The following is a 12,045-nucleotide window of genomic DNA, read 5'->3' as shown; positions in this document are numbered from 1 at the left end:
AAATGTTAAGATGAAAATTTTATTTCGTATTATTTTCTCTTAATGGAATCGTGAAATAAAATATGCTTCCTTCGTTTATTTTACTTTCTACATAAATTTCACCACCATTATTATTTACCATTTCTTTGCAAAGAGAAAGTCCTAAGCCGGTTCCTTTTTCGTTTGATGTACCATAGGTAGTTGTTAATGTCGCGTTTTTTGAGTTAAAAACTTCATCAAGGCTCTCTGTAGAAATTCCAACGCCTTTATCTTTAATAGACACTTTAAGAAAACTATCTTCCACAATAGCATTTACGCTAATGATGCCTTCTGGATATGAAAATTTAATAGCATTACTTAAGAGATTTCTAATAACAACATCTATTTGATTTATGTCTGCCCATATGCGTGTATTATTGGGGGTTGTGTTTGTAATTAAAATGCTTTTATTTTTAGCTGTTTCTTGCAGTAGTTTAATGTTTTCTGTTACTAAATCATGAATATCAAAGAATGATGGTTCTGTTTTAGAGCCTGTCATTTGTGTTCTACCCCAGGATAATAGATTATTTAACGTGAAAGAAATAGCGTCTACATCACTTTTAACTTTAGGCGTAAATTCTAAAAATTCTTCTTGTGTAATTTCGTCTTCTTTTAACATGTTTAAAACACTTGCTAATGCATTTATAGGCCCTCTGAGATCATGTCCGATAATTGAAAATAATTTATCTTTTGTGGCATTTATAGCATTTAATTCTTCTTCTCTTTTTTCAAGTGCAGTTGTTTTTAGTCTCAGTTCAATATTAAATTTATTTCTTGCTTTTGACTGTTTACGGAGAAGAAATATTATTAATGCCAAAATAGCAAGAGTAATAAGTGCTAAATAGATATAAATGTCTTGTCTAGCTTTAGCTTTTTCATTTACAACTTTTGCGTCTTTTTGTTGTTTTTCAAACTCTAATTTTGTTTTTAATATTCCAAGGCTATTTAGGTTTTCTTTTCGAGAAATTGAATCTGATAAAAGTTTATAAACTTCATGATATTTTAAGGCACTATCTACCTTGTTATTGCTTTTGTTAATCTCGTATAAAAGACTGTTCGATGTTTTTGAATCATCTAATAAACTTAATCTTTTTCCTATTTCTAAAGAAGCTATTGCGTTTTCTTCTGCCTTTGTATAATTATAGAGCTTTAAATATGCTTCAGAAAGTGAGTTGAGCAACTGGGCTTTACTTCGGTCATCGTTTAAATCTTCATGAAGAATCAAGGCTTTCTCATACCAGTGTAATGCTAATTTTACTCTGTTTTGCTTTAGATACATGTCTCCTTTCACCATGTAAGAATATGCTAACCAATCATTTTCTTCGTTTTCTTCAAGTATGGTTATGCTGCTGTCTATTTGTATTTTAGCATTTTTGAAATCTTTTAGTTTTACGTATAAATCAGCAATGTTACTGCTGCTTTGTGCTTTATATACGTCTTCTCCTAATTGATGATTTAATTTTTGAATTTCTTTATAAATTGTCAAACTTTGTTTATAGTCTTTTTGCGCAAGATATAAGTGAGCGATATTTTCTTTTACAAAAGATAAGTTTAAAATATCATTTGTAGCAGTGGCAATTTCAATAGCCATTAAATATGCTTTTAGTGCTTCTGCATGATTACCTATATCATAATTTAAGATGCCAAGTCTGTTTAAAGCTAGTATTTGAAGTTTGGAGTCTTTTGTTTCGTTAGCGATAGCGTATGCTTTTTCTAAAGATTTTATTGCTTTATCGTTCTGGCCTTTATAAGATTGGCAATGACTAATGCCTGCAAGTGCTAGTACACTACCTTTGACATATTTAGTTTTAGAACTTAATTTTTGAGCTTTTTGAGAATAATAGTAAAGACTGTCAATGTTTTTAAAGTAATATTCTTTTCCTATTAAATTTAATAGGTTAATATAGTTGTGATCAGCAGTGTCAAAATTTTCACTTTTCTGAAATTTATGTACTTCTGAATATAAACTGTCTAATTGAGTACTTTGGGAATAGGTGAAAGTAGGGTTGAAAAATTGTAAGAAGATAAATAGAACGAAAGGTCTCTTCATATAATTATAAATGATAAAATAGTCAACCATATTTGGGAAAAATGTTGAATGTCTTTTTTTTTATAAATTTAATTTAGAACTACTTGATTGGAAAATTTTTGTTGTGAAACGATGTTTTTAACTGGTATAAGTGCAAAGTTTTATGTAAATAAGCTTTTTCTTAAGGAAAATTACTTCTATAATAGGGTTGTTTAATATTGAAAATGCTTGATTTTTAGTGTAATAATGTAGTGGGGGACACTTTTTTGAAAATTTATTTAAAATAGTGATTATTTTATTTTGCAAATAGCATCTAAAAAATTAACTTTGCAGCCGCTTACAAATGGTGGTTGTAGCTCAGCTGGTTAGAGCATCGGTTTGTGGTACCGAGGGTCGCCGGTTCGAACCCGGTCTTCCACCCAGAAATAAAGCCTTATCAATTTTGATAAGGCTTTTTTTATGGCTATAATTAAAGAAAAATGCCTTTGTAAGAATACAAAGGCATTTTTTATTTCAATATGTGGTAAGTGCTATTTATTAGCCTTATCTACCACAAGTCTATCTTTTCTATTGGCAACTTCCCAACCCGTGTAAAATACTAAACGAGCTCTATTTTCAAGCAAATCATAATCAATCTTGTCAGGAGTATCTCCTGGAGCATGGTAATCATCATGCGTACCGTTGAAATAAAAAATAATTGGAATATTGTTTTTTACAAAATTGTAATGATCACTTCTATAATAAAATCTATTTGGATCATTTTCATCATTGTAGGTGTAGTCTAAAGCAATGTTCATATACTTTTCATTTACCTCTTCCGATATGTTGTGTAAATCTGTACTCAATTTATCAGATCCAATTAAATAAATATAATTGCGATCTCCTTCTCTTTTAGGGTCAATACGGCCAATCATATCTATGTTTAAATCCGCAACAGTTTCTGATAAAGGAAAAATAGGGTCAAAGTCCGTATAGTACTGAGAACCTAATAAGCCTTTCTCTTCTCCTGTAACGTGTAAAAACACAATAGATCTTTTAGGACCTTTACCTTCATCTGCAGCTTTCTTAAAAGCCTGAGCAATTTCTAATAAGGCTACAGTACCTGAGCCATCATCATCAGCTCCATTATTTATTTCACCGTCTTTTGTAACACCAATATGGTCTAAGTGTGAAGATATAATGACGTATTCATTGGGCTTCTCAGAACCTTTTAAAATAGCAACAACATTTTCAGAATTTATGTCCTCATCAGAACTTTTAATAGCTAAGTCTATTTTAGAAGGAACGATTTTCGCTTTATTTTCAGATTTGATGTTTGGTAAGATGGCATTTGCGATATTTTCATTAATAAAAAAGTTAAAGAAAGTATCTGAGTTATCTTCTTTAATTTCCATTCTTCCGCTGTCATTCTTTTTCATGTAGTCAAAACGACTCTCAAAACGTGCAAAATTGTTTTCATCAAAATATAAAACGCCTTTAGCTCCTTTAGCCTGGGCAGCTTCAAACCTTTTAGCTACGGATTCAGATAGGTTGCTCCAAACAGATTTTTCGGCACTGCCAGAAATGACATAGGTTCCATCCGCATTCATAGGTTCACCCGCTTTTATCAAAACTATTTTATCTGTAACATCAATAGTGCTATAATCGGAATATTTTTCGTCTTCAATACCAAAACCAGCATAAGCAAGTTCACTATAATTTCCTTCAGCAGAAGTGAATGTTAAAAGACCTTCTCCATTCTTGTACGTTTTGCCGTTAATTGTAATAGTGCCTTCAGGAAGTTTACTTACTGTTAATGGTACGTTTTGAAAATAGTTTCCATCGGCCTGTGCTGCAGGGATTCCCATTTTCTTATATTGTTCTTCAAGATATGCCACAGCTTTTTTCTGTCCTGGCTTGCCAGTTTCTCTGCCTTCAAACTCATCAGAGGCATAGATGTACAAATGATCTTTTAACTCTGCTTCCGTAATAGTTTCCGCAAAAGGTTTCGGGTTCATTGTAGCGATTGTTTCTGTTGTCGTCTCAGAAACGGTTTTCTGTGAAGAATTACAAGCCATGGCTAGTAAGGTCACAACAAATGCTATTTTTTTCATTTTGGTGCTCAATTAAATAATTAGTCTTTTCAAAAATAATGAAAACAATGAACTTTTGAGTAATCAAACAAAAAATCTATGGTAGTGAAAAGCAGAATGAAGGTTTAATCGTAAATTGTTTGTTGAAAGAGCATTAAAACTATTTATTGATATACTATGGCTAGTAAAACTTTTTTTTGTGTGGATGCACATACCTGCGGGAATCCTGTACGTGTGGTAGCAGGAGGAGGACCTAATTTGATAGGCGAAAATATGAGTCAGAAACGGCAGCATTTTTTATCCGAATTTGATTGGATTAGGAAGGGGTTAATGTTTGAACCTCGAGGTCATGATATGATGAGTGGAAGTATTTTTTATGCACCTTCTAATCCTGCAAATGACTTTGGAATTTTGTTTATAGAAACTAGCGGTTGTTTACCTATGTGTGGGCATGGCACCATAGGAGCAATAACTATAGGGATAGAAGAAGGATTGATTAGCCCTAAAATACCAGGTCATGTGCGAATGGAAACTCCCGCTGGTTTAGTATTAATTGAATACCAACAGACAGGAAATAAAGTAGATTGGGTAAAGCTTACGAATGTAAAATCTTATTTAGCAGAAACAAACTTAACTATAGACTGTACAGGCTTAGGAGAACTAACTTTTGATGTTTCTTATGGAGGTAATTTCTATGCAATTATAGATCCACAGGAAAATTTTAAGGGAATTCAAGATTTTTCAGCGGGTAAACTAGTGCAGTTTAGTCAAGAAATTAGATCTAAAATTAATAAAAAATATCCAAATTTATTTATTCACCCCGAAGATAAAACGATTAGAGATGTAAGTCATGTTTTATGGACAGGAAATACTATTTCTTCAGAAGCTACTGCACGTAATGCCGTATTTTACGGAGATAAAGCTATTGATAGATCCCCGTGTGGTACCGGAACTTCTGCCCGAATGGCACAATGGCATGCTAAAGGAAAATTAAATAAAGGAGAAAAATTTATTCATGAAAGTTATATTGGCTCTCAGTTTATAGGTAGAATAGAAGAGGAAACCACGCTTGAGGGTAAGAAAGCTATCATTCCAAGTATACAAGGTTGGGCAAAAATATACGGGTATAATACTATTCTTATAGATGACGACGACCCCTATGCACACGGGTTTCAAGTGCTGTAAGAAACATCTTATTTCTTTCAATTTTAATTTTTTACTTCTTATAATTGCATAATGTAGTTGCTGTTTTTGATAAGAGAGTTTTTGCGTTCAATTTAAAATTGAAAAGAGTGCGATTATTAATTTTAGCGCTTAAAATTCGGGGCTAAGAGGTGTAGTTCTTATAAATGCCGTAGCTTGGAACCGATAATTTTTTTTAGGGTGAATCAGGATATAGAAAAATACGTGTTTAAGGAAGGTCTTCCTCATGAGTTTGAAATTAAAAGCTTAGCGACTTTATATAAAGATTTCCGCAAGGATTTAATTAAGCCGCAAAGAACAGATTTCTATCAAATTATATGGTTCAAAAAAGGAATTTCAAAACATATGGTAGATTTTAATCTCATTAAAATACAACCAAATACACTTTTATTTGTAGATAAAAATAGTATTCAGTGTTTTGATGAAACAGTACAAATAGAAGGTGAAATTCTTTTATTTACGGATAACTTTTTTTGCAAAACAGAAGAAGACACTCGTTTTTTAAGAAGCAGTATGCTGTTCAATGATTTGTATGCGATTTCTACAATTCAAATTCAGGAACGAACATCTCTTTTTAATAATTTATTTCGTTTTATAGCAACGGAGTTAAGTAAGGTTACAGATATTTATCAGTCAGATATTCTTAGAAATCACCTTAAAAATTTGCTGTTATTTTCAGAAAGAGAAAGGCAAAATCAGCATAGTGCTATTATAAGCAAAGGATCAGATTTAGATTGCGTAATTAAGTTTAGAAACCTGTTAGATAAGCAATTTCATTTTCAGAAATCGGTTACCAAGTATACCGATCAATTAAATGTTACTCAAAAACGTTTAAACAATGCCACTTTAAAGGTTATGGATGTTACTCCCAAACAAATGATTGATGCCCGAGTTATTCTAGAGGCTAAACGCTTATTGGTGCATACAGCAGATAGTGTAAAAGAAATAGGGTACACCCTTGGATTTGAAGAGCCGACTAATTTTGTAAAATATTTTAAAAAACACCAAACAACAACGCCAATAGAATTTAGAAATAAGTTTGGAAATTAATTTTACATCGGGCGTAAAAATACCATTTTAAGTAGCTTTTTTATCATAAACGTTTAACTCTCTTAGCGCAAATTTGCGGTATAATTTAACCCCAATAAATTAAACAAATTTGACGAGATGAAATTATTAATTGATGTATTAGGATGGTCAGGTTCTGGCTTTTTAGTGCTAGCTTATGGACTAACACTTGTAGAGAATAATAAGTATGTTAACTACGCAAAGTACTTGAATCTTTTTGGTGCGCTTTTAATTGCAATTAATTGTTATTACTATGATGCTTTGCCTTCATTTGTTTCTAATTTAATTTGGTCTGTTATGGCAACTTTAACCCTGTATAAAACAAAAAAGCGAGAACATTATTTTGTTAAACCTAAACTTAAAATTTAGGTTCCCTAATTTGGATGAATTTACTATGAAGGGTTTTTTTGTGTTATTAAATAGCTGTATTAATACAGCAACTTTGCTTCAAAAAAATAAAAACAAATATGAGTACATTGTTATGCTCAGGAATAATTGTGAGATTGGTAGTAGTTACTTCACATAAAACTGAAAAGACATTTACAGCAAAGTAAAAAAATCTAAGGTAGAATTATCCAATCAAAAAAAATTATATCGGTTGTAAAAAGTATTGATACGGGTGTTCAAGAGCCAATGATTACATTAATTGAACCAAGTGTTAGTAATATAATTTGAGTCTATAAGGCGGTTTTACTGCGATTGTTGACTTAAAGCAGTATCTGAATTTTATACCTGAAATTTAATAATAATCTACATTTAACTAACAACCAGTATTAGAAAAAGCAATTTTTAAATTTTTCTTGGCTCTTTTGGCAAATTGCTAAAACAATACTAGTATCAAGATGGTAAATTTTCAATCGAAATAAACTGTATCCGTTGAAAATATTGAATTTTATGAAGATGTAACCTGAGTACATCAAAGAATATTCAGCTTTTCACTATAGTTTTTATGCTTGTAAGATGTAGAGGTGTTCAAATACTAAAGAATGGCAGCTGCTCATACCGAAGTTGAAAAAGGAAGAACGGTTGGTAAAGTAATCGTTAAACTATAAAGTTTTCCCAATTTTATTACATCCAATTAGTAAGATTGGGGCATTAATTATTTCCTTTTAGGTTAAATAAGAATTCTTTGTAGCTATTTAAAGACTTGTGAAACAGAAGGTTCGAAAGAATAAATGGAAAAAATATAATTTGACTTCGCCACTAATAAATAACAAATTAAATACTTAATTAAGCCATTTTTTTAAGACTGATGTAGATCATGCTCTTTACTTCTCTATAGGGATAATTTTGTCATAGAAATCTTTGGATATATTTATTTATTAATAATAGTGGCTATTCGCATTAGTCTGATTAATCCGATAATTAGGCTAGATACTATTATTCTTAAATAGTATTCAAGATTTAATTATCAAATAATTGAATAATATTTTAAAAAAGTAAAAATGAAAAAAGTTAAAAAAATGTTCGCATTACTTTTAATGGCATTTATTAGTAGCAATTTATTTGCACAGCAACTTCCACGTATTAAAATACTCGCTACAGGCGGTACTATTGCAGGAAAAGGCACTTCTCCTAACGCTGCGGGTTATCAAGCTGGCGTAACACCTATCAACGACATGATAGATGCAGTTCCAGGAATTGATAAATTAGCGACACTCTCTGCTGAACAAGTATCAAATATAGGTAGCCAAGATATGACTGTTGCCATTTGGTTAAAGTTAGCTAAACGTATTGATGAAATTTTTAAAAATGATGAAGCAGATGGTATTGTCATCACTCATGGTACGGATACTATGGAAGAAACAGCCTATTTTTTGAGCCTCACTAACCGATATAGTAATCCTGTTATACTAACAGGTTCAATGCGTGCTGGTACTGCCATGAGCTCAGATGGTCCAAAAAATTTATACAATGCAGTTCAGGTAGCTGCAGATCCTCTTTCTAAAGAAAAGGGTGTTATGGTTGTTTTTAATGGTAGTATTTTAGATGCAAGGGAAGTAGTAAAAACAAATACAACACATGTAGATGCTTTCACAGCACCGAATACAGGACCAATGGGACAAGTACTTGGTGAAACGGTAAGATATTATACTACAGAATTAAGAGCTGCAAATAAAAACACACCCTTTGATGTTACCAAATTGGATAAACTTCCAAATGTTGCTGTCGTTCTATTATTTGCAGATGTATCAGATGTGGCTATAAATGCCTATGTAAAAGCAGAAGTTGATGGTATTGTCACTGCAGGATTAGGAGATGGAAATCTTAATGAAATAAATACTGCCGCAGTAATGAAGGCGACAAATAAAGGAGTCGCTGTATGCCGAGCTTCAAGAGTACCAACGGGAAGAGTTATTTTGAATGATGAAACTGATGACAAAAAGATTGGCTCCATAGTAGGTGATGATCTTAACCCACAAAAAGCAAGAATATTATTAATGCTTGGTCTTACACAGTCTAAAGAAAAAGAAACGTTACAGAATTATTTTTTCAAATATTAAAACAACCAATTTAAATTATAATATTATGAAAAAAATTATATTATTAGGCGTACTTATGTTTTTTGCTATCCATACGAATGCGCAGTTGCATAAACAATCCGATAGTTTAATTAATCGCGCTAAGCCAATAATATCAGTTGATAAGGCGAAAATTTTACAAAATGTAAATGTTATTGCGAATATGCAATACGCGAACAACAGCAATTTTCAAGATGGTGATTACACGGGTAGTAATTTTGCTATGAATCAATTTCGCCTTGAAGTAAAAGGCATGGTCTTAGATAATACCGTATTTTTTCGGTTTCGTGATAGATACACAAGAACTCCTACAGTTCAATCTGTAGATAATGTAGATCATTCAGTGGATATGATTTTCGTGGGGATTAATTTATCAGACAAATTTAGTTTAGCTTTTGGTAAAATGTGTGCCGATTATGGAGGGTATGAATTTGATATGAATCCTATCGATATCTATGAATATAATGATATTGTTGAAAATGCAGATAATTTTTTAACAGGAGCACAGTTCACCTGGAATGCACCTAAAGAACAACAATTTACATTCCAAGTGCTGAATGCTAGAACAAAGACTTTTGATGAATTATATGACAATGCTCCAGATATTGAAGCTGCAAAATTTCCTGCTGCTTTTGTTGGTAACTGGAGGGGGAGTTTTGCAAAAGGATTACTCTCTACGTTTTGGAGTTATTCCCTAATCACTGAAGCTAGTGAAAAACAAGTGCAGTACATCGCTTTGGGTAATCAATTAAACCTAAAAAAAGTATTGATTCAATATGATTTTAAATATATGAAAGATGACCTTGATAGACTTGGCGTAGTTTCAGGTTTAATCCCGGAAAGTTACTTACCAAATACAGCGTTAAAAACGGACTATATTGAACATTGGCTACGGGTGCAATACAACTTTGCTCCAAAATGGAATGTCACAGTAATAGGTATGGTAAGTGATTCTTATTGGAAAGGCAACTTAGACACAGCCGTTAGTAATGATCATATACGCACAGCATGGGGGGTAATTCCAACCTTGGAATTTTATCCCTTTAAACAATTAAACCTAAAATTTTTCGCCTCATATATAGGAAGGGATTATAAATACTCCAACACAGCTAAGACGACGTATGATTTAAACGATTCTTCTACTGGGCAGGTAATGGTTGGTTTTATAGCACCACTGAAATTTTTATAAAATTCTTACAGGTATTATAATAATACTACAATGTGGAAAGACCTAAACTCAACGATGAACTAATACATGTTTAAATAGTTCTAAAGTTTAACTATTTAAACATGCTTTGGTATTAGAAGTTATCTCAAAGATATAAATGAGGGAGAATAGATTATGATGTTACTTATCATCAATATTTCACAGCTATCAATCATCTTTGATCAAGGACATTAATTAGTAGTAATCAAAAATTAAGAGTATGGAAATCATTTATAATCAACTTAGAAACTTCCCTTATTTCACGTTATTTCTAGCGATTGCAATAGGTTTTTTTGTAGGAAAATTCAAAATTGGAAAATTCTCACTTGGTGGTGTTGGAGGTACGTTAATTGCCGCAGTAATTCTCGGCCAAGTCGGTGGAATTGAAATTAGCGATGAAGTTAAAAGTCTTTTTTTCGCTTTATTTATTTTTATGGTAGGGTATTTAGGTGGTCCGCAATTCTTCGCTTCCTTAAAAATATCATCCCTTAAATATTTATTAGCAGCATTCTTAATGACCGCTATGGGACTTTTTGCCGTTCTAGGACTGGCTATTTGGTTTGGCTTAGATAAAGGCATGGCCGCCGGTTTAGCTGCTGGAGGTTTAACGCAATCGGCAATAATTGGTACGGCAGGAGAAGCCATAGATAAACTAGGGTTAGCAGTAGATGTATCCAAAAATTTAAAAATGAATGTTGCCGTTGGTTACTCCATCACTTATATTTTTGGTTCTATTGGCCCCATATTAATGGTTTCCATTATTCCAATCGTCATGAAATGGGATATTAGGGCTGAAGCAAAAAAATTAGCTATAAAGTTAGGTGGTAGTAAAGAATTGGAAGAAGGAGAATTTGATCCTATTAAAAGAATTGATACTCGGGTATATAAAATTATAAAAACGTCCAAATTTTTAAACAAAAGTGTTCTTGAATTTGAAACAGAATTCAATTCTAACTTAACGGTTGAACTTATTATAAATAATAAAAAGAATACGGAACCTAGTGCCAGTACAATAATTAATGAAGACGACATTTTATTCGTTACGGGTTTAATTACCGCATTTTCAAAAGTAGGATTCAACATCGGAGAAGAAATCTCAGAATTTGGGCCAAATATTGACTTAACAGAAGAAGTAAGACACGTAATCGCAACCAATAAAAAACTAACAGGTTTAACGCTAGAACAGGTCTTGAAGAAATTGGATATAGATAAAAGACATGGAGTTTATATTAAATCCATTACTAGAATGTCTCACCAATTGCCAGTTTTAGATAAAACGGAAATCCATAAAGGGGATGAAATTGAATTGGTTGGTAAGAAAAAGGACTTGGATAGAATTGAGAAAGAAATTGGATACAAGCCACCATCAATTAAAACCACAGATTTTGTTGTCCTTGGATTGGGAATGGTAGTGGGGTATTTAATTGGCCAAATTGGTTTCGAAATAAATGGGACATCACTTGCATTGGGTGCGGGTCTGGGCTGTTTGGTTTCAGGTTTGCTAATTGGGTTTTTAAAAACCAAATATCCAAAACTAGGTGGAATAAATGTGGGAGCGGCCAATTTTATTCAAACAATTGGTTTGGCCGTATTTGTGGGTATTGTAGGTTTAAATGCAGGAGCACCTGCATTTCAAGCCATCTTGAAAAGTGGGGTAACCTTGTTTCTTTTAGGGATTTTGGTAACTATGCTACCTATGATCGTGCAATTCGTAATTAATTATTATGTACTTAAAATCAAAAACCCTGTCGAAGCATTGGGAGTACTTACGGGTAGTAGAAGTTCTAATCCAGGATTTTCTGCTCTATTGGACAAAACCAAAAATGCAACACCTGTGCCCACATTTACCATGACCTATGCTGTTGCAAATATATTTTTAACATTATGGGGTCCAGTTATTATAGCGTTAATTCCGTAGAACATTCA

At 32.4% G+C, this 12,045-nt stretch carries 8 protein-coding genes and 1 tRNA gene; 7 read left to right on the top strand and 2 right to left on the bottom strand.

Annotated elements, in window-relative coordinates; all coding sequences use genetic code 11:
- Window positions 1-19: 19 nt before the first annotated feature.
- Entirely contained in the window at window positions 20-2,068 is a 2,049-nt protein-coding gene (locus tag CELAL_RS21015) for a tetratricopeptide repeat-containing sensor histidine kinase (RefSeq protein ID WP_013552928.1), read from the bottom strand.
- Window positions 2,069-2,392: 324 nt separating this feature from the next.
- Here CELAL_RS21015 and CELAL_RS21010 point away from each other — a divergent pair.
- Window positions 2,393-2,468: transfer RNA gene (locus tag CELAL_RS21010), tRNA-His, on the top strand.
- Between the two features lie 109 nt (window positions 2,469-2,577).
- Here the strand turns inward: CELAL_RS21010 and CELAL_RS21005 are convergent.
- Window positions 2,578-4,140, bottom strand: coding sequence for a M28 family peptidase (locus CELAL_RS21005; RefSeq protein ID WP_013552927.1), 1,563 nt, complete (start codon window positions 4,138-4,140; stop codon window positions 2,578-2,580).
- A gap of 156 nt (window positions 4,141-4,296) precedes the next feature.
- On the opposite strand from CELAL_RS21005, the gene CELAL_RS21000 reads away from it, so the two are divergent.
- From CELAL_RS21000 to aspT, 6 genes are all read left to right on the top strand, one after another.
- On the top strand, window positions 4,297-5,304 hold the full coding sequence (locus CELAL_RS21000; protein WP_013552926.1) for a 4-hydroxyproline epimerase: 1,008 nt from the start codon (window positions 4,297-4,299) through the stop codon (window positions 5,302-5,304).
- Window positions 5,305-5,478: 174 nt separating this feature from the next.
- Window positions 5,479-6,372, top strand: coding sequence for a helix-turn-helix domain-containing protein (locus CELAL_RS20995; RefSeq protein ID WP_013552925.1), 894 nt, complete (start codon window positions 5,479-5,481; stop codon window positions 6,370-6,372).
- A gap of 117 nt (window positions 6,373-6,489) precedes the next feature.
- Window positions 6,490-6,759, top strand: coding sequence for a CBU_0592 family membrane protein (locus CELAL_RS20990; RefSeq protein ID WP_013552924.1), 270 nt, complete (start codon window positions 6,490-6,492; stop codon window positions 6,757-6,759).
- 1,076 nt (window positions 6,760-7,835) lie between these two features.
- Entirely contained in the window at window positions 7,836-8,894 is a 1,059-nt protein-coding gene (locus CELAL_RS20985; protein ID WP_013552923.1) for a type II asparaginase, read from the top strand.
- A gap of 25 nt (window positions 8,895-8,919) precedes the next feature.
- Window positions 8,920-10,101, top strand: a complete 1,182-nt coding sequence (locus tag CELAL_RS20980; protein ID WP_013552922.1) for a porin — start codon at window positions 8,920-8,922, stop codon at window positions 10,099-10,101.
- A gap of 238 nt (window positions 10,102-10,339) precedes the next feature.
- Window positions 10,340-12,037, top strand: coding sequence for an aspartate-alanine antiporter (aspT, locus tag CELAL_RS20975; protein WP_013552921.1), 1,698 nt, complete (start codon window positions 10,340-10,342; stop codon window positions 12,035-12,037).
- The last annotated feature ends 8 nt before the right edge of the window (window positions 12,038-12,045 follow it).

The organism is Cellulophaga algicola DSM 14237 (assembly GCF_000186265.1).
GTDB lineage: Bacteria > Bacteroidota > Bacteroidia > Flavobacteriales > Flavobacteriaceae > Cellulophaga > Cellulophaga algicola.
The sequence above is the reverse complement of the archived record's forward strand: the minus strand, read 5'-3'. Positions and strand labels throughout refer to the sequence as shown.